This is a genomic window from Arthrobacter sp. CP30 (assembly GCF_053470025.1).
The window spans coordinates 207,543-224,659 of the sequence record NZ_JBQEMM010000002.1 but is presented as its reverse complement, the minus strand read 5'-3'; the positions used below and the strand labels follow the sequence as shown (position 1 = coordinate 224,659).

Sequence of the window (17,117 nt, the reverse complement as noted above, 5' to 3'; positions counted from 1 at the left end):
AAACAAGGAGAATCACAGTGCTGTACACCGGTAGGTCCATCCTCGACATCGCCAACGAACACACCTTCGCCATCCCCGCGTTCAACATCAGCGACTGGGCCATGTTCAACGGCGTCATGGACATCAGCGAGGAGAAGGAGGCGCCGGTCATCATCGCCATCCACCCGGACGAGGTCTCCCACATCCGCACCGACCTCGTGGCAGCCATGCGCAGCCGCGCCCACCGCTCCAGCGTCCCGGTGGCCATCCACTGGGACCACGGTGGAACCTACGAGCAGATGATCACGGCCATCCAGGCCGGCTTCACCTCCGTGATGATCGACGCCTCACTGCTCCCCTTCGACGAGAACGTGGCCCTGACCCGCAAGGTCGTCGAGGCAGCGCACGCCGTGGGCATCCAGGTGGAGGGCGAGCTCGGCACCATCGGCGCCAATGACAGCTACGGCGAGTCCGGTGCGGCGGAGATCATCTACACGAACACCGACGACGCCGTCCGCTTCGTCAAGGAGACCGGCGTGGACAGCCTGGCGATCGCCATCGGCACCTCCCACGGCCTGTACCCGGCGGAGAAGAACCCGGAGCTGCGGCACGACCTCCTCGAGGAGATCAAGGCCGCCGTGGGCATCCCCCTCGTGCTGCATGGCGGTTCGGCGAACCCGGACAGCGAGCTGGCGCGTGCGGTGAGCCTCGGCATCAACAAGATCAACATCTCCAGCGACATCAAGGTCTCCTACCACAACGCCATGCGGCGCATCCTGGGCACGGACGAGCGCCTTCGCGAGCCGAACGCCATCCAGCCCGAGGCCATCGCCGCCCTGAAGGTCACGGCAGCCGAGAAGATCGACCTCTTCGGCGCGGACGGCAAGGCCAAGCTGTACTGAGGCCTGCCCGCGGGACCATGCTGGCAGGAGGCTGACAGAGGTCAGACAAAGGTCAGGCAGAGGGTCGACAGAGGTGACGGACGCCGGCGCAGGTCGGCAGGAAAGGATCGGTGCCATGGGAACCACGCTCGTCCTCGGACTCGGCGGAACCGTCGACTACGAGGTGCGCTGGGACGCGGAGGTCCTCGGCGCGCTGGCCGTGCAGTACGGGATCCGGCGCGCGGAGCTCACCACCATGGCACCGATCGTGGACGAACGCTCCCTGGTGGTCACCATCCTCGCCTTCGTGCTCGACGGCGCCGGTGGCGAGCGCTTCGTGGAGTCCTCCGAGGTGGTCAAGCAGTTCGCGGACCGCTTCACCACGGAGATCACGCTGGGCGGCACGGGGGTCCGGGCCGGGATCGCCCTGGACCGGCTCGGCATCCCCAGCGTCCAGCACCTCGTCAGCATCGACGACCACGTGCGCCGGCTCATGCCGGCGTCCATCTCCTGGGTCAGCTCGGCCACCGGGGACACCCTGGACCCGCATCTGATCGTGCAGTACCCACCCGGCACCGTCATCCGGTTCGACGACGGCGAGATCGTCTCGCCGTCGTCGAACCGCCTGATCTTCGCCAATGATCCGCCGAACCGCAGCATGGCCATCGCCCCCGAACTGGGGGACGCCCTCACCGAGGCGAGGGCCTTCCTGGTCTCGGGATTCAACACCATGCAGGACGAGGCCCTGCTCGAACGCCGGCTCACCGACCTCGACGCCGCCCTGGAGCACCTGCCGCCCGACGCCCTCGTGTACTACGAGGACGCGGGTTTCTACGTGAGGCGGTTCGCCGAACGCATCTGGGCGCACCTGCTCCAGCGCATCGACGTGTACGGGATGAACGAGGACGAACTGCAGGAGTACGTGGACCGGCCCGTGGACCTGCTGGACCCGGCCGATGTCGCCGCCGCGCTCCTCGCGGCGCATCGCCTCATCCCGGTCCCTGCCCTGCTGGTGCACACGCAGCACTGGGCCATCGCCGTGGGCCCGGCCGCCGCCGGGCACCGCGACGCGGTGGCCAGCGCCGTGCAGATGGCGGCCACCCGCTTCCGCCTGGGCGACGGCTTCACGGAGTCCGACTTCGAGGCGACGGCGCTCCTCTCGCGCAGCGCGCGCGGCGAGGACGTGGTGGAGGGCGTGGAGCGGATGATCACCGGAGCGGCGGGAGTGCCCGCCTTCCGCATCGACACCGCGACGCCCACCACCATCGGGCTCGGTGACAGCTTCGTGGGTGGCTTCCTGGTGGTCCACGCACCCGTGCCGGAACCGCAACCATGATCGAACGCCTGCCGTCCAACCGCCCGCCCGAGCGCTTCTACCGCGGCGGGGCGCAGATCTCGTCCTTCCGCGGCGAGGCGTCGGACGCAGCATTCGAGCCCGAGGACTGGATCGGGTCCACCACCACGATCTTCGGTGAGCAGGGCCTCGGACTGAGGCGCCTCGCCGACGGCCGGCTCCTCCGGGACGCCGTCACGGCCGATCCCGGGTATTGGCTGGGATCGGACCACGCGGCGCGCTGGGGCGGGGACGTGCGGCTCCTGGTCAAACTGCTCGACGCCGGTCAGCGGCTCCCGGTCCACGCGCATCCCGACGATGCTTTCGCCGCGGAGCACCTCGGCCACCGCCATGGCAAGGCCGAGGCCTGGTACATCCTCACCGGCGGCACCGTGCACCTCGGACTGGCGCGGAGCGTCGGCGAACACGACCTGGCGGCCCTCGTGGAGGCGCAGGACGTCGATGCGCTCCTCGGCCTGCTGCACCCGGTGGACGTGGCCCCCGGCGATGTGGTGTTCGTCCCGCCGGGGGTGCTGCATGCCATCGGCGAGGGCGTGCTGCTGCTCGAACTGCAGCAGCCGGAGGACCTCTCGATCCTGCTGGAATGGCGGGACTTCGCCCTCGACGGAACGGCGGACGGGCATCTGGGCCTCGGCTTCGGCGTGGCTCTCACGGCGGTCGACCGGACGGCGCTGCCCCGCGAAGCGCTCGGAGGGCTGGTGCGCCCGTCACCGCTGTCGGGCTCCGCCTTCCCGTCCGGCGCGGACGCGTTCTTCCGGCTGGAGCGCCGGCCCGTCGACGGCCCCGCGCGGCTCGATCCGGGCTTCGCGGTGCTGGTGGTCAGTGACGGACCGGTGACCCTGTCCGGCCGGGAAGCCCCGCGCGGCAGCACGTGGCTGGTACCGGCCGGGGAGGGCCCGATCGACCTCGACGGCAGGGGCGAGCTCCTCATCGCGCGGCCTCCGGCCCCCTGACCTCGGCGCGAGCGGGGGCGGCCCTGACGTGGGGAAGGGTCCCTGCAGGGAGTGCGCAGGGCCCCTTCGATGATCTAGTGGTTCACGCCGCGTCTCGGTGGACGCATCAGGATCACGGCGACAGCGAGGACCGCGGTCACGCCTCCCAGGATCATGGCCAGCCAGGCCTGGTAGGGCTCATGCGGCCCGAAGACCGCCGGGAGCGAAAGCACCAGCGCGGCGCCCGCGATGAACAGTCCGATGAAGAGCGCGAGAAACGCCCGAGGTGTTGTGTTGCTCATGATCGTCCCCCTCAGAAGCAGGTGGCAGTGCCACTTCAGTCCTCGCTCTTCACGGTACTCAGCCGTGATTGCAGTAACAACCCTGGCAGCCACCGAGGACAGCGGACCGTAACCGCTGAGCACTCCCTGACAGGTAGCTGGGAACAAGAACGCGAGTAGCGGGGCCGCTGACTGACGTACGCGCCACTGTATTCGGATCTGCAGGCGCTCCCTACCTTTGGGGAGGCGGCGACGTGGCTGCCCTCACTCATTCAGGAGCACCCGTGCGTACCAGTCTCGCCGCATCCCCTCTCTCCCGCCGCCTCGCCACTGCCGTCCTCCTGCCGGGGCTCCTCGGCGGCGCCCTCTTCCTGGCCCCGCAGGCCTCGGCCGCCACCGGTCCGACGTCGGGCATCTGCAACGGCGTGGTGAACCAGTTGGCGCACCGTGGAATGGTGCAGGAGAACCTCCTCAAGGCCGCAGCGAAGAAGAACGCCGACATCATCGCCAGGCTGCAGGCGGACAAGGCGGCACTCCAGGCGAGCGCTACCTCCCTGAAGACCCAGATCGACGACGCGACCAAAGCGCTCGCAGCCCTCGAAGCCGAGGATGCACGCCTCGCCACGGCCCTCACCACAGCCCGGGCCGCCGAAGCAACCGTCGTCGCGGAGCAGGAAGCCGTGACGCGGACCATCGCGACGACGAACACCCAGCTCGCCGACCTGAAGGTTGAGCAGGCTGCAGCCGTCGCGGCTCTCGCACCGATCCAGGCGCAGCTGACGGCGGCCGAGGCGGCAGCGGCCGATCTCCGGAACCAGGCATCCGCGGCGACTGCGCAGGTCGACGCGCAGCGTGAGGTCGTGCGTCGTGCGTCCGAAGAACTGGCAGGCCTCGAAGCCACCGTGACCCGAACCGCCGGCGATGCAGCCCGCCAGAACGACGCCATCACGACGGCGACGGGTGAACTGGCCGGGCTCACCGCGACGGCCCGGGAAGCAGCCGACGCCGTCGCTGCCGCCCGGACGGCTGTCGCGGAAGGCGAGGATCTCCTCGGACAGCTCGTCGCCGCCGGCACCACGGCGCAGGCGGAGCTCGACGCACTGCGGACCGACATCGCCCAGGCCGAGGACGACCTCACTGCACGGCAGACCGCCGCCACGGCAGCGGCGGCAGCAGTGACGGCGAAGAACACGGCCGTCTCGAACGCACAGGCCGACCTCGAAACCCTTCAGACGGCGGCCACCCGCGCCGGGGATGCCGTCACCGCGCAGACGACGGCCGTCACTGCCGCCGAGGCCGCCCTCGTCACGCTCCGGGCCGACGCCACGAAAGCTGCCGACGCCGTCACCGCGAACACCGCAATCCAGGGCACCGTGACCGGGCAGATCACGCAGCTGAAGAAGGACATCACGGCGAAGAACAGTGAGATCACGACGAAGCAGACCGCCCTGACGACGGCGGAGACGCAACTGACGGCGCTTCAGGTGCAAAAGACGACTCTCGACTCCGACATCGCCGATCTCACGACCAGGATCAGCGAGATCAAAGGAAACAACTCGAACCTCAGGAAGTCGCTGATGGATCAGCGCTCGCTGAAGCAGGCCGACCTGGCCGCCGTGAACACGCAGATCGCGGACAAGCGCACCCAGATCTCCGGCCTGCAGGGCGACCTCACGACCCTCAAGACCCAGGTGGACAGCCTCAACGCACAGCTGCTGGCGAAGCAAGGCGAGAGTAGCGCCCTCCAGCTGCAGGCAGCACAACTGCAGGCCACGCTGACCGCCGCGAATACCGCCGTCGCGACGAAGGACGCCGATGTGGCAACCCTGAAGTCCCAGCTGCCGGCGCTGCAGACCGCGCTGGCCGACGCGAAGGCCCTGGTCGCTGCCCAGCAGGCGAACGTGACCACCCTTCAGGGTCAGCTGCCGGCCCTCGTCACGGCTGCCGACGAAGCCCGTGACGCTGTAGCGGACCAGGAGCAGGTGGTCGCCGATCTCGTCGCAGCGCTGCCCGGCCTGACCGACGGCGTCGCCGCCGCCGAGGCCTCCATCACCACCCAGAAGGACGTCCTGTCCGGGCTGCGCACCGACCTCTCCGGAGCGGAAGCCCGGCTGGCGTCGGCAACGAGCGCCGTCGCCACCAAGTCGACCGAGCTCAGCGGGCTGCAGGACCGTCTGCCCACCCTGCAGGCAGCTGCCGACAGCGCGGCGAAGGCAGTGACGGACAAGCAGGCGGAGATCGTCGCCCTCAACACCGAGATGGATCGCCTGGTGGGCGCGCTGGCCGCGCTGAACTCGAGCATCGCCGGCAAGGAGGCGGAGGTCCTGACGCTGCAGGGCCGCGTTGCTCCGCTCCTCGCGCAACTGGATGGACTGAACGGTGAGATCAGCGCCACCGAAGCCCAGCTCACGTCCCTGCAGAGCCAGCTCACCACCCTCGACAAGCAGGTGACCGACGCACAGACCGTCCTGCGCACACTCGAGGCGCAGAAGAAGGCGAACAAGACGGCCATCACCACGCAGAAGGCCACTGTCAACGCGCTCGAGGACAGGCTCGGGGCGGTTCAGGGCCAGATCAAGGCCATCGACGGGCAGATCGCGCTCGGTGGCTGCGTCGCCTGACCTACCGCAGCACATGCTCGTCAGGGAGGGCTACGGGACCAGGTGTCCCGGAGCCCTCCCTGCGTGTCAGCGGGTGCGACGCTGCTCGAAGAAGTCCCACATGAGGTCGTTCGCGCTGATCTCCGTGGTCGTCACGCCCGCTCCCGGGAACGCGGCAGCATTGCCGCCGGGCCAGGTGTGCCCTCCCCCGGCGATGACGTACTGGCGGACTGCGGCGTTGCCGGGGCAGCCGCGGTGGTCGGTCAGTGTGACGTTCTCACTGACGCGTGATTCCTTCACCGTGTGGCAGCCGTTGAGGTCCGCCCAGCGCTCGGACGCCGCGAGTGCCCCGTACCCCCAGTACGCCGCTCCTCCCCCGGCGAACGGGTTGACCGGGTCTGTGGTGCCGTTGAACGTGATGACCGGGACGCCGTCGCCCGGCGCGCAGGTTGCCGGATCGGGCGCGAGACCGCCGTCGACGGCGAGCGGTGCACCCGCCCGCAGGCCGGCGACGGGCGCGATCGCCGCCACCGCCGTCGGGTTGTCGCACGCGAACTGGGACACCATGCGCCCGCCGCCCGAATAGCCCGCCGCGTACACGCGGCGCTCGTCCACGCAGCCCGTGTCGACGAGCGTGTCGATGACGTCCTGGAGGAAGGCCTCGTCGTCGGGCGCTTCCGCGACGTCCGTCGCGGTGTACGGCACGTTCCAGACGAAGCCCGCCGCTGCCGGGAGGGCGCCCTGCGGTGCGGCGACGATGAAGCCCTCGCGGTCCGCCGTGCGGTCCAGCTGCGACCGCGTCAGCTGCTCCGCCGGTGTGCTGTTGCTGCCGTGGAGATCGAGGACCAGGGGCGCTGCCCGCGTGCCCGCGGACTCCGGGACATGCACGACGACGGTGCGGTCCAGTCCGCCCGACGGGATGGTCAGCGTGGTGCGCCCGTCGTCAAGGGCGCAGGCCGATGCCGGCGAGGGCGCTCTCCCCTGTCCCGGTGCGGCGTGGGCGGGTGCGACCGCCGCGAGCGAGGCGGTCAGGACAAAACCGGCGAGGGCCAGGGCAGGCAGGGTGCGGGGCATCGTTGCTCTCTTCGTCGAGGGTGATCCGCCCAGTATGCCAAGCAGCAGGGCTCGCGCCCCTACGAATGTGCCATGCCGGCAGGAGACAGGAACGCCCCCGAGCTCTCGGCTCGGGGGCGTTCCTCGTGAGGGCTCCGCTAGAACGTCAGCACCAACCGGCCGCGGACGCCGCCCGCCTCGAGGCGCCGGTGGGCCTCAGGCGCCTGCTCGGCGGGGAGGGTGTCTGCCACGCGCGGGGTCAGCACGCCGTCCTCGACGGCCTGCCGCAGGGAGTCGAGCTTTGCCTGCGAGTGGTACTCGTCGAACACCCACGCAGCCTCGAAGCGGATGTCGCGGGTCGGTTCACCCTTCCAGCCGCGCACGGAGATGAAGACCCCACCGTCGCGGAGGGCCGGCACGACGTCGTCGTGCAGCAGCGCTGTGTCGGCGATCGCGTCGACGCCGTCCGGGAAAACCTCCCGGACGCGACCGGCGAGGTTCTCACCGCGGTCGAGGATGTGATCGGCGCCGAGGCTCTGCACCAACTCGCGATCCTTGGGTGCCGCGTCCGCGATGACCGTCAGGCCCTGCTGCTTGGCGAGCTGGATCGTGTAATTGCCGAGCGTCCCGGCTGCGCCCGTGACGGCGATGACCTGCCCGGGCGTGAGAGCGGCGAACTCGAGGACCTGTACGGCAGTGAGCCCGTTCATGGGAATGGTGGCTGCCTCCTCGAGCGTGCTGGTGGTAGGGATCCGAGCGATCGAATCATCGGCAGCCACGAGGTGTTCGGCGTACGCACCGCCGTGCTCCCCCAGAGGCAGCGCGATGGCCATGACCTCGTCACCGACCTTCCACGCACTGCCGCGCCCTACTTCATCGATGACGCCGGCAGCATCCATGCCGGGTAGGTAGGGCGGCTCGGACTGGCTCATGTCATAGGCGCCCGTGCGGACATTCGTGTCCGTCGGGCTGACCGCGGCTGCCCTTACGCGGATGCGAACTTCCTTCTCGCCCGGGTGCGGCTCGGGAAGGTCGTGGACGGTTAGGGCGTCCGGTCCGCCGAATTCGGTGACTCCGATTGCTTTGATAGCGCATCAACTCCAGGTTGCGGTGTTCGGTGCTGCCGGGGACGGTGCGGTCCCGGCGATCAGGACGAGAGGGTGGCTCCGTCGGTGCGATTGCCTACCACCTTCAGGCGGTCGGCGCCCGCGCCGTCGAGCTCAAACCTCTGCTCTCCAGAACCGGGATCCGGCACGAAGAATTCCACCTAGATCACGCGAGACGTCCCGGCCCCCTGCGTCAGGGGACCGGGACGTCTCGTCATCGAGCGGGGTTACTTCCGGCTGGTTGCCGTGCTCTTGTCGTCGTCGCGCCCGGACTCGATGTCCGTGCCCTCGGCGTCGGCGGCGATGACGGGCTCGCCCTCGACCTCGTCGCGGTCCTTCTTCGCCGCGTCGCCCCGGGTCTTGATGAGGCTCGCGATGGTGGCCACGGTGATGGTCGCCAGGATGAAGAGCAGCGACACGGAGATGGGGATCTCGGGCACCCAGAGGAGCGGCTCGCCGCCGTTGATGAAGGGCAGTTCGTTGACGTGCAGGGCGTGGAACACGAGCTTCACACCGATGAAGGCGAGGATCACGGCGAGGCCCTGCGCCAGGTAGACGAGGCGTTCCAGCAGGCCGCCGATGAGGAAGTACAGCTGGCGGAGGCCCATGAGAGCGAAGGCGTTGGCCGTGAACACGATGTACGCCTGTTCGGTGAGGCCGTAGATCGCGGGGATGGAGTCGACGGCGAAGATCAGGTCCACGAAGCCGATCGCGATGATGGTGAGCAGCATGGGCGTGACCCAGCGCTTGCCGTCCTTCTTCACGGTGAGCTTGTCCTCGTGGTACTCGTCCGTGACGGGGAGCACGCGCCGGACCAGCTGCATGAACTTGCCGTCGGCCGGGTTGGAGTCGTGGCTGCCGAAGGCCTGCTTGTAGGCGAGGAAGAGGAGCAGCGCGCCGAAGATGTAGAAGATCCAGGAGAAGTTCTCGATCAGGCCGGCGCCGATCGCGATGAACGCTCCGCGGAGGATCAGCGCGATGATGATGCCGATCATCAGCACCTTCTGCTGGTACTTCTTCGGAACCGCGAAGCCGGTCATGACGATCAGGAACACGAAGAGGTTGTCGATCGAGAGTGCCTTCTCGGTCAAGTACCCGGCGTAGTACTCACCGCCGAAGTCCCAGCCCCACACCTGGCCGATCACCACACCGAAGAGGAGGGCAAGGCCTATGTAGAAGGCGGACCAGCGGGCTGATTCACCGATGGTCGGTTCGTGGGGCGTGCGCACGTGCGCGAAGAATTCATAGACAAAGAAGGCGATGGTCACCGCGATGGTGATCAGCCAGATTGTGGGAGAGATGTCCACGGAGGTACTCCAAAGGGGGTCGGCGTCGGATGGTCGCCAAGGTCTCCTCCGCCCGGACAAACCGGAACCGATGGGCCCGGGATGCTTCAGTGCATCCGTATTGACGGGCCGATCACAGACGGGAGTACTCCCCTTGATACATCGATGCTAACGCATGAAGTGGCGTGCTTGTTCCCCCGAGCCGGCTGAGCAGCTCAGCATCCGGTGCCCCCCCCCTGACCTGCAGATGACTGGGAGGCCAAAGACCGGCGACACCTGTCCCAGTTAGGGTACCTTCATCGGGCATTTTCTCGGGCGGGTCTTACGGGAATCGACCACGTCAGGCTCAGTGCGGAACGTGTCTAATCGATTCTCCTAGCGGAAGATGTCCCAATGGAGGACCGGCTTACGGGCGCTGACATCGACTCGTTGATCAACAAATGAGACGCGTCTGCTTCGTGGTTTCGTGGGGTCCACGTCACCGCCGTCGACGTACCTGTCAGGCTCATCAACTATCGGTACTTGCCGCGCCTCGCTGAGCCTCACGCCCTGTGCGACAGTGAGCCATGACAACCGCGCTTCGAGTCCTACCAGGCTTGACTGCCCTGACACTGTCGTTCATCTCTGCCTACCTCTTTGCGACCAACCTCGGCCTTATCTTCGACACAGCTTCTAACCCACAATTTTTCTTCACGGTGTCGCACATTGGGTCGACAATTCTCATCTTGTGCGTCTCAGTAGCATTCCTGTTGGTCGGCCGGGCGACAGGGTGCCGCCGAAGCCTCCTGAAGATTGGGACCAAGCTCCTGGCGATAGCCAGCATCCCAGTTCTCGTAGCGAACGGGATCTACCTGTTTTCGTTCAGGTCGGCGGAAGCGTCCGTGGGAGACATTGGTGGAATTGGGCTGATGCTTCTGGGCCTCGTAGCCCTCCTTCTCACCTCACTGGCCTACACCATCGCGCTGCCCGTGGCACGACCGGCCGCCGCCGAAAATGACGCCAGGTCACGCAGCGACACCCTGAACTAGCTGGCGCCTCAAACCTCCGCACAAGGATCTTCGACTGTGCACGGTCGACAATAGGCATACGGGCTGACGTGGAGTGCTGTGGAACGATGTGCTTCATGCCCTGGCTCCGCGCGGCCCAGCTCGAGACGTTCCGGCTCACTCTCGAACCGTTGGAACCTCAACACGCGACCGAAATGGTCCCGGTTCTGGCCGCACCCGAGCTTTACACCTTCACCGGTGGCGAACCGCCCACTGACGATGATCTTTGCGCCCGTTATCAACGTCAGTCCGGCGGCCAGTCTCCTACCGGTGACGCGGGATGGTTGAACTGGGTCATCCGCACGAAGGAAACGGGAGCTGCGATCGGGTATGTGCAGGCCACTCTCACAATGGACGACGACGGTCTTGTGGCGGACGTCGCGTGGCTTGTCACCCCATCAGAGCAGAACCAGGGGTTCGCCACCGAAGCCTCTAGGACCATGCTCGCCTGGCTCCTCGATCAACACGTCAGGAGGATCAGGGCTCTCATCCACCCGGACCACGACGCCTCAGCACGTATCGCCCACCGCCTCGGTCTCACGCTGACCTCGGTCGTAGTCGATGACGAGTTGCTGTGGGAACACACCGAGTACAGCCACTGACCCTGCCGAACGGTGTTCGGTTATGGATCGGCTCACAGCTTGATTAGCTTACGGACGATGTGTCGATCCAAAAGCGAAGCTCACCTTCGCCGTTTTTTCCATCAGCAACTCCTCCATTGCGGCGCATCACCACAAGTGAAGCGGCGTTCTCAGGAGCAATCGTCAGGAGGGCACTTTTAATCCCTAGAGCCGAACATTTTAGGAGAGCATCCCGAAGCATCTGGGTGGCATGGCCCTTGCGCTGCCACGGGTAGACGACGTGATAGCCGATATGGCCGCCGCCCTCGTCGCCGGTCAACTGGTGACGGATGACAAGGGAGCCGATGTAGTACTCACCGGAGGTGAACCAGAACAGCTCAGAAGGAACGCCCCACCTTTGTCGTATGCCCACTCTGTCTGCCACGAACCCATCGAAGTCGCGACTTGCCGCCTGCAGCCAAGCCGTGTCCGATCCCCGGTGCAACGTGTCAGCTTGCTCGCCGATAAGGTACGACGTCTTGACCGTCGTTGATGGACGAGACAGCGCAGGCGGCACTGGCAGGTTGATCATGAAACAAAACGTTACCGAAGGATCTCATCGGTGGACGGCGGACCGTATGCCGATCCCTGTCCGGGACAGCCAGAAGGACGAAGTACAACCCGTCTCCCACCTTCCCGAAGTGCGGAAGCCGATACAGCGATCCCTGAGGGCTATTGCCGATCCCAGCCGTGCACGGGGTCGGTCACGCCGCGTGACACGGATCGACCAAGTTTCCGTGCGGTACCCCTCAGATTGCGGAAGTGGATTGGCGGAGGTCGGGAGCGCCATGCACCACACTGTGTCCAGCGTGCGGGAACGCCGCAGGCATCACGGACACTTGGTCGGCTGGGTCCTGAGGATCGGAGCCAACGCGAAGGCCCCTTCCGCACCCACAAACATCACTTCGAAGGCGCCCACTCAAGGATCGCTCATCGCGCTTCATTCGCTGATCATGGCTCCTGCTGTCCGGCGTATTTCCAGTTCTAGACTGGCTCAATGAGTACGCGAGGTGTTGTCCGATTTTGGAACGACGAGGACGGCTGGGGAGTTATCGACTCTCCAGCCACGCCCGGAGGGTGCTGGACTCACTTCAGCTGCGTCTCAGTCGACGGCTACCGAACCCTGCCCCCAGGTAGCGCCGTTGACTTCGGATGGGAGACCGTCGAACAGGACGGCTACGCCTACAGGACAGTGGAAACACGAACCGCCACAGCTGACTAAACGGTCAGGTCACCCGCAGGGTAATCCGTTACCGAACTCCTTCAGTCCATGGGGTCCACCACGTAGAAGTATCGCTGAAGCCTGGTGAACGCCGCCGGCAATCGACGATCTTCGACGTCGGTTACTCTGCCGCGGAAGTAGTCCTCGACTCCAACGCGATCAAAGCGGTCTTGCACAAGAGCCAGATGTTGGTCTCCACGGACGAAGCGTTGGTCTGTGTCCTCGAAAGTCGGGGAACAGACCCTTAGCCAAAGTTCATCGGCAATCAGGTTCGTAACAGGCGGCAGAAGGTGGCTGAAGCGACCGAGTCGCTTGGAGAGGCCCGCGAGGAGCCGGTCTTCGAGAACTAGCTGCGCTGAGAAGACGGTGGCCCACGCGTCGCCCGACAGACCGAAGGACGCTCCAGAGAAGACGCGCTTGTCCTCTTCCTCAACGATCCATTCCGGAAACGGACGGTAGGTGGCTTCCTCGTATACATCGGCAACCTTGATGGGCATATCACCATGATCCCCGACCGCTGACGGCCACCCGCTGAGGGATCCTGCTGCGGGGCGGGGGTGGCCCTACACTCACCCAGGTCAGGTCAGTTCTTCTCCGACAAGCTGAGCACGCGCTTCTAATAGCACCTGCTCGTACTGGAGCTCATCAAACACGAAGTCAGTCGCGTTCTCGATGTAGTCCGTCTCAGACTCGTAGGAGTTGTTCCAGCCCCAAATGTGACCAATAGACCTTTCCGCCAGCACGACGAATCTCGACTGTCACTCCGCCGCAGCCCTCGTCCCAGCAGAGGCAGAACAGTAGCCAGCCTCGATCCCAGTACTGATGGGCACGGCGCCCCAAAAGCCGATCAATCTGCTCCGCCGCAAGCTTGGGCTGCGCAGCAATGAGAAGAGACACCTCCTCCGGGGCTGTGTCCTCTTCCTCCCACTCCTGAATCCAGTCACGCAAGTTCTTACCGTCAATCACGAAGTCCAAGTGCACCTCGACGGTCTCCTCCGTATGCCCGCGACGAAACAACCCGCCCTTGACCCAGATGGTCCCGGGGACATGTCGCTCGGTGAGACTTAGAACATTCGTCATACCGCCATCTCTCCTCCGCCTTCATGAAGCGGCGTCGTACAAGCAGACACCAAAATCAGCAGTGCGTCACGGATCCGCTTCCGTAAGGTCTCCGTTGAGTATGGCTACTCTGAGCGAGTGAATGAACGCATCGTGTACGTCCAACTCAAGACCGGCTTCGGCACAGATAGAGGCCCGGCTTGGATCTCGCGAGTCCAGTTCAGTAAGACCTGGCGCACTGTGTATTTCCAGGGACGCACGCTGCACCGAGTAACGGGAACCGCTCGAGCGAACTTCGACTCAAACTTCTACGATGTCGACTCAGGCGACGAATACTGGGTATCAGGGCCGAAGCGGGACCGGACGGATGGCCGATACAGTTCTCAGCAGCCTACGGTGGAAGAAGATGCACGCGAAGCTTACGAGGCTTTCCTCGACGGGACTCCGCTACCTGGACGCGAAAACGGATAGAACCGAGACCCAGCCCGCCCGCACGTTGCAGGATCCTTCAGCGTGCTTGTTCGATGATTGTCTGTGGGGCGTGGTCGCTTTGCCAAGCCATGTCGACCTGCGAGAAGTGTTCGGCGTAGCAGCGGCCTTCATCACCCGAGGTGACGGCAGCGCCGGAGTTGTTGTAGGTGATGACCGTGTCGGATTTGTTGATCGATCCTAGGGGGTAGCCGGCGGCGGTCATGCACTCGGAGTAACGGTCGAATTGTGCGTGGTACTCCGCTTCGGTGACCTCACCATCGGCTATCGCTTCTGTCTGTTTGGACGATGGTGCAGGAGGAACGGCGCGAGCGGCCCAGGAAGCCCAGACCGCGTATTGCTCTCCATCACCGGCATCGACCGTTACTGCGTGGGTGGGCCTGTCCTCCACGGTGAAGTAGCTCCCGCCACCCGCAGTGGCGTTCGAGTCCTCGTCACACACAACGGTCACCTTGGGTTGACCGTCGATGAAGACGTTGAAGGTGCCGGCGCCTTGGCAGCGGAGGATGACGGCTAGTTCGGTTGCGCCTTCTGGTTTCGCTCCGAGTGGGATGGCGGTTTCGTCTTGTCCGCTGACCTGTACCGGCTCGCCGATGAGCTGCGTGTCGTCGTGCACGAACATGGCGACTGAGTTGTCCATGGAGACGGGTGCGTCATCCTGCGGTGCGTTCGTTGCATTCAGTGCGGTGGCAGACACCGTTCCCGTCACTGCTCCTGCAAGGGCGAAGGCGGCGATCGGGGCGGCGACCCTCCAGCGGCGTCGAGGACGGATGGGGGCAGCTGAGGCGGTCGCGACGAGCATGTGTCGTAGCTCTGCATCGCGAGTGGATGAAGGCAGTTCAGAGGACATGGGTCGCACCTTCCGGTCGCAGTGCTGTGGTTGGTTCGCTGAGGGACTCCCGCAGTCGCGCTGTGGCTCGTGAGAGACGGGACTTGATCGTGCCTGGGCGGACGCCCATGACCCGGGCGGCGTCTTCCACGCTGATACCCTCGAGGACGCATAGTGTGAGGATTTGCTGGTCGATTGAGGAGAGCTTCCTGAGGGCTGTTACTGCTTCGCCGTCGTCGAACTGCTCCGCGTGATCCGGTTGTGTGTCTCCCGGGGGAAGGCGTTGGAGCGCGGCTTTGTGGCGCCGCGAGGCTCGGGCCAGGTTGCTCGCTGTGAACGTCGCCGTTCGAAGGAGCCAGGGCAGCATCGACCCGCCTACGAAGCGGATGTCGTCGCGTTTGCGCCAAGCCTCCAGGAACGTCACAGCAACGATGTCGTCTGCGTCGGACCACGACGAGGCCAGACCACGGGAGTGCCGGTAAAGGCGGGTGCGATGACGGTCGAAGACCTCTCCGAACGCGTGTCCCCTACCTGCCAGTACCTCGACCCACACCTCTTCATCACTGACGCTCATACTCTGTAGTGTCCGCAGCCAGTCAAAAGGTTCCCCAGTTCTCGAACTATTTAAGAATCACCGTCGAGATCTAGGACGCAACGACGAACGATGCCCGCCACGGATCACGCTAAGGGATCGGCTTGCGGGCGGGTTGAAATCTCGTGGTGTCACTACTCTGCCCACGGGAAGCGCCCGCCACACCGAGTAGCATGGCCCCAATTAGCCAGCAACGGGAGGATCTCATTCAATGCCGCACTACGTCGTCTTACAGGTAATCCTCAAAGAAAAGCTGCTCGGAACTGGATCAGGCAACCTGACTTCGCTGGAGAAGTCCATCAACGATCAAACCGCGAAGGGCTACCGGCTCCACACCATCACCACCTCGAGCAGCGGGAGCAAAGGACTCGGTGGCGGTGACCGCATTCAAGCGACGATGGTGTTCGAGAGTCTTGCATAGAGCGCTTTATCTGATCCCTCAGCGGGACGCCCGTTGAGAGATCCCTCAGCGGGAAATGGCCGCTCATAACTCATCCTTCGTCACCGCTAACGCCTCATACTTGAGCGATGTGGAGATGGTGGGAGCTGAAGTTGAAGCTCAGCAGGGAGTGGCGCATGCGGAAAGCCCGTCTGCTGGAGCTGGAAGCCCAACCGATCCCTGACTACGGCTATGGACCGTCCTGGGAAGGACTCGTCGCCGGGCGGCGTGAGTTCGCCGGCAAAGTGATCAGCGGCCCCTATATCGGTCACGATCTTCTCATTCACGTTTATGGCGAGGCTGACCTGAACCGATCGTATGAACCGAAGGACTTCGACTTCGCCGCCGACTACTTCATCACCGATGATGCGTTGGCCGGCCCCGGTGACGACGACCCGGACCCCTGGTTCGCCACTCTCGAAGAACTGAAAGAGTGGCTATCTGGGCAGTCCATCGACTGGTACCCGCCCTATACCTCGCTCGCCCGGCTCGGCTTGATACACGGCTATGACGGCAAGCGAGTGCCATAGTACGAGGCGTCCCGCAGACCGATCGTCATATGGGGCGGCCAACTTGAGACCGATGGCTCTACTGTGAGCGGATGGCTGAACGGATGTATGTGTGAGACGTGAAGCGACTCCTCGAGCCCATCCCTTAGCGCCCTGTGGGGAGTCGTTCCGCTTCGTGGTTTGTATTGATGGGAAATGAGGCCTCAGCTATCAGCAATCCTTCTACCCCGTCCTCTACAGTTCGAGGAACATCGTCAGAGAATACCGAAGTACGTGGGGGTAGCAGTATGTGCCGTACGGCCTCAACCATCCTGATCGGCAGCCTCCTCGCGCTGTGCGGATGTACGTCCTCGTCCCCGGCACCCGATCAAACGACTCCTTCCACAGTTGAGGCCAGCGCACCGAGTCAAGCCGTAGCGCCGACGCCTGCAGCCACAACACCGACGCCGGGCCCGATACTGGCGTACCAGCCGGCGAATGAGACGGTGCTCGGCTTTCTGGATGAGCAGGAAGGGACCAATGCGCTCGGGCCGCTCTCGACGGAGGCACCTGCGATCGCCGTGTACGTCGGCTGCAGGGGTACTGGAACAGTAGACGTCCAGGCCTCAAGCCTCGGCAGCTTCACGGCACCGTGTCAGGTCGACCCGGAAGGTGAGGGCCTGCGGAACGTGTTCGATACCCGCTCCATAGAGGGAGAGTTTTCTGTGGAGGTCGAGGGCGAGACCGGTCAGCAGTGGGCAATCAGCATTACCGAAACCACCCAAGACACCCCGGGCTGATTACACCGCCATCGGTGTGCATCGCACAAGCGGATCCTCAAATGGGACAGCCGTCAAGGAG

Annotated in this window: 18 protein-coding genes; 9 read left to right on the top strand and 9 right to left on the bottom strand. The window is 65.0% G+C overall.

Features of this window, described 5'->3' with window-relative positions; genetic code table 11:
• Positions 1-17 precede the first annotated feature (17 nt).
• The 3 genes from ACTIMO_RS04395 (at position 18) to ACTIMO_RS04385 (ending at position 3,167) form a co-directional block, all read left to right on the top strand.
• Positions 18-881 (top strand): ketose-bisphosphate aldolase, encoded by an 864-nt coding sequence (locus tag ACTIMO_RS04395; RefSeq protein WP_448181595.1) that lies wholly within the window; start codon positions 18-20, stop codon positions 879-881.
• A gap of 115 nt (positions 882-996) precedes the next feature.
• The gene (locus ACTIMO_RS04390; protein ID WP_448181594.1) at positions 997-2,196 is read left to right on the top strand and encodes an ADP-dependent glucokinase/phosphofructokinase; all 1,200 of its coding nucleotides are present in this window, start codon (positions 997-999) and stop codon (positions 2,194-2,196) included.
• Positions 2,193-3,167 (top strand): class I mannose-6-phosphate isomerase, encoded by a 975-nt coding sequence (locus tag ACTIMO_RS04385; protein WP_448181593.1) that lies wholly within the window; start codon positions 2,193-2,195, stop codon positions 3,165-3,167. Before ACTIMO_RS04390 ends, ACTIMO_RS04385 begins: the two co-directional genes overlap by 4 nt.
• Before the next feature lie 74 nt (positions 3,168-3,241).
• Here ACTIMO_RS04385 and ACTIMO_RS04380 read toward each other — a convergent pair whose 3' ends face one another.
• Complete coding sequence (locus ACTIMO_RS04380; RefSeq protein ID WP_448181592.1) at positions 3,242-3,448, bottom strand: hypothetical protein; 207 nt, start codon at positions 3,446-3,448, stop codon at positions 3,242-3,244.
• Between the two features lie 263 nt (positions 3,449-3,711).
• Here ACTIMO_RS04380 and ACTIMO_RS04375 point away from each other — a divergent pair, with 263 nt between their 5' ends.
• Positions 3,712-6,048, top strand: coding sequence for a chromosome segregation ATPase (locus ACTIMO_RS04375; RefSeq protein WP_448181591.1), 2,337 nt, complete (start codon positions 3,712-3,714; stop codon positions 6,046-6,048).
• A 66-nt stretch (positions 6,049-6,114) separates the two neighbouring features.
• On the opposite strand, the gene ACTIMO_RS04370 is transcribed toward ACTIMO_RS04375, so the two are convergent.
• The 3 genes from ACTIMO_RS04370 to ACTIMO_RS04360 all read right to left on the bottom strand — a co-directional run bounded on the left by ACTIMO_RS04370 (position 6,115) and on the right by ACTIMO_RS04360 (position 9,493).
• Positions 6,115-7,101 carry an extracellular catalytic domain type 1 short-chain-length polyhydroxyalkanoate depolymerase gene (locus tag ACTIMO_RS04370; RefSeq protein WP_448181590.1) on the bottom strand — a complete coding sequence of 329 codons (987 nt, stop codon included), beginning with the start codon at positions 7,099-7,101 and terminating at the stop codon, positions 6,115-6,117.
• Positions 7,102-7,238: 137 nt separating this feature from the next.
• The gene (locus ACTIMO_RS04365) at positions 7,239-8,159 is read right to left on the bottom strand and encodes an NADP-dependent oxidoreductase (RefSeq protein WP_448181700.1); all 921 of its coding nucleotides are present in this window, start codon (positions 8,157-8,159) and stop codon (positions 7,239-7,241) included.
• 254 nt (positions 8,160-8,413) lie between these two features.
• Positions 8,414-9,493, bottom strand: coding sequence for a TerC family protein (locus ACTIMO_RS04360; RefSeq protein WP_055765719.1), 1,080 nt, complete (start codon positions 9,491-9,493; stop codon positions 8,414-8,416).
• 545 nt (positions 9,494-10,038) lie between these two features.
• Between ACTIMO_RS04360 and ACTIMO_RS04355 the strand changes: the two genes are divergently transcribed.
• Positions 10,039-10,500, top strand: coding sequence for a hypothetical protein (locus ACTIMO_RS04355; protein WP_448181589.1), 462 nt, complete (start codon positions 10,039-10,041; stop codon positions 10,498-10,500).
• A 95-nt stretch (positions 10,501-10,595) separates the two neighbouring features.
• On the top strand, positions 10,596-11,120 hold the full coding sequence (locus tag ACTIMO_RS04350; RefSeq protein WP_448181588.1) for a GNAT family N-acetyltransferase: 525 nt from the start codon (positions 10,596-10,598) through the stop codon (positions 11,118-11,120).
• A gap of 43 nt (positions 11,121-11,163) precedes the next feature.
• On the opposite strand, the gene ACTIMO_RS04345 is transcribed toward ACTIMO_RS04350, so the two are convergent.
• The 5 genes from ACTIMO_RS04345 to ACTIMO_RS04325 all read right to left on the bottom strand — a co-directional run bounded on the left by ACTIMO_RS04345 (position 11,164) and on the right by ACTIMO_RS04325 (position 15,311).
• Positions 11,164-11,670, bottom strand: coding sequence for a GNAT family N-acetyltransferase (locus ACTIMO_RS04345; RefSeq protein WP_448181587.1), 507 nt, complete (start codon positions 11,668-11,670; stop codon positions 11,164-11,166).
• 731 nt (positions 11,671-12,401) lie between these two features.
• The gene (locus ACTIMO_RS04340) at positions 12,402-12,857 is read right to left on the bottom strand and encodes a hypothetical protein (protein ID WP_448181586.1); all 456 of its coding nucleotides are present in this window, start codon (positions 12,855-12,857) and stop codon (positions 12,402-12,404) included.
• A 187-nt stretch (positions 12,858-13,044) separates the two neighbouring features.
• Positions 13,045-13,440: a hypothetical protein gene (locus ACTIMO_RS04335; RefSeq protein WP_448181585.1), complete on the bottom strand. Its 396-nt coding sequence runs from the start codon at positions 13,438-13,440 to the stop codon at positions 13,045-13,047.
• 487 nt (positions 13,441-13,927) lie between these two features.
• On the bottom strand, positions 13,928-14,758 hold the full coding sequence (locus ACTIMO_RS04330) for a hypothetical protein (RefSeq protein ID WP_448181584.1): 831 nt from the start codon (positions 14,756-14,758) through the stop codon (positions 13,928-13,930).
• Positions 14,748-15,311 carry an RNA polymerase sigma factor gene (locus tag ACTIMO_RS04325; RefSeq protein ID WP_448181583.1) on the bottom strand — a complete coding sequence of 188 codons (564 nt, stop codon included), beginning with the start codon at positions 15,309-15,311 and terminating at the stop codon, positions 14,748-14,750. Before ACTIMO_RS04325 ends, ACTIMO_RS04330 begins: the two co-directional genes overlap by 11 nt.
• A gap of 229 nt (positions 15,312-15,540) precedes the next feature.
• Between ACTIMO_RS04325 and ACTIMO_RS04320 the strand changes: the two genes are divergently transcribed.
• The 3 genes from ACTIMO_RS04320 to ACTIMO_RS04310 all read left to right on the top strand — a co-directional run bounded on the left by ACTIMO_RS04320 (position 15,541) and on the right by ACTIMO_RS04310 (position 17,056).
• On the top strand, positions 15,541-15,750 hold the full coding sequence (locus tag ACTIMO_RS04320; RefSeq protein ID WP_448181582.1) for a DUF4177 domain-containing protein: 210 nt from the start codon (positions 15,541-15,543) through the stop codon (positions 15,748-15,750).
• Positions 15,751-15,905: 155 nt separating this feature from the next.
• Positions 15,906-16,298 carry a hypothetical protein gene (locus ACTIMO_RS04315; protein WP_448181581.1) on the top strand — a complete coding sequence of 131 codons (393 nt, stop codon included), beginning with the start codon at positions 15,906-15,908 and terminating at the stop codon, positions 16,296-16,298.
• 464 nt (positions 16,299-16,762) lie between these two features.
• Complete coding sequence (locus tag ACTIMO_RS04310; RefSeq protein WP_152817101.1) at positions 16,763-17,056, top strand: hypothetical protein; 294 nt, start codon at positions 16,763-16,765, stop codon at positions 17,054-17,056.
• Positions 17,057-17,117 lie beyond the last annotated feature (61 nt).

Bases quoted from the DNA above. Each gene is read 5' to 3' on its own strand.
- ACTIMO_RS04325 (WP_448181583.1), bottom strand. From the start codon at position 15,311: ATGAGCGTCAGTGATGAAGAGGTGTGGGTCGAGGTACTGGCAGGTAGG.
- ACTIMO_RS04320 (WP_448181582.1), top strand. From the start codon at position 15,541: ATGCCGCACTACGTCGTCTTACAGGTAATCCTCAAAGAAAAGCTGCTC.
- ACTIMO_RS04390 (WP_448181594.1), top strand. From the start codon at position 997: ATGGGAACCACGCTCGTCCTCGGACTCGGCGGAACCGTCGACTACGAG.
- ACTIMO_RS04385 (WP_448181593.1), top strand. From the start codon at position 2,193: ATGATCGAACGCCTGCCGTCCAACCGCCCGCCCGAGCGCTTCTACCGC.
- ACTIMO_RS04370 (WP_448181590.1), bottom strand. From the start codon at position 7,101: ATGCCCCGCACCCTGCCTGCCCTGGCCCTCGCCGGTTTTGTCCTGACC.
- ACTIMO_RS04345 (WP_448181587.1), bottom strand. From the start codon at position 11,670: ATGATCAACCTGCCAGTGCCGCCTGCGCTGTCTCGTCCATCAACGACG.
- ACTIMO_RS04330 (WP_448181584.1), bottom strand. From the start codon at position 14,758: ATGTCCTCTGAACTGCCTTCATCCACTCGCGATGCAGAGCTACGACAC.
- ACTIMO_RS04350 (WP_448181588.1), top strand. From the start codon at position 10,596: ATGCCCTGGCTCCGCGCGGCCCAGCTCGAGACGTTCCGGCTCACTCTC.
- ACTIMO_RS04380 (WP_448181592.1), bottom strand. From the start codon at position 3,448: ATGAGCAACACAACACCTCGGGCGTTTCTCGCGCTCTTCATCGGACTG.
- ACTIMO_RS04340 (WP_448181586.1), bottom strand. From the start codon at position 12,857: ATGCCCATCAAGGTTGCCGATGTATACGAGGAAGCCACCTACCGTCCG.
- ACTIMO_RS04335 (WP_448181585.1), bottom strand. From the start codon at position 13,440: ATGACGAATGTTCTAAGTCTCACCGAGCGACATGTCCCCGGGACCATC.
- ACTIMO_RS04315 (WP_448181581.1), top strand. From the start codon at position 15,906: ATGCGGAAAGCCCGTCTGCTGGAGCTGGAAGCCCAACCGATCCCTGAC.
- ACTIMO_RS04355 (WP_448181589.1), top strand. From the start codon at position 10,039: ATGACAACCGCGCTTCGAGTCCTACCAGGCTTGACTGCCCTGACACTG.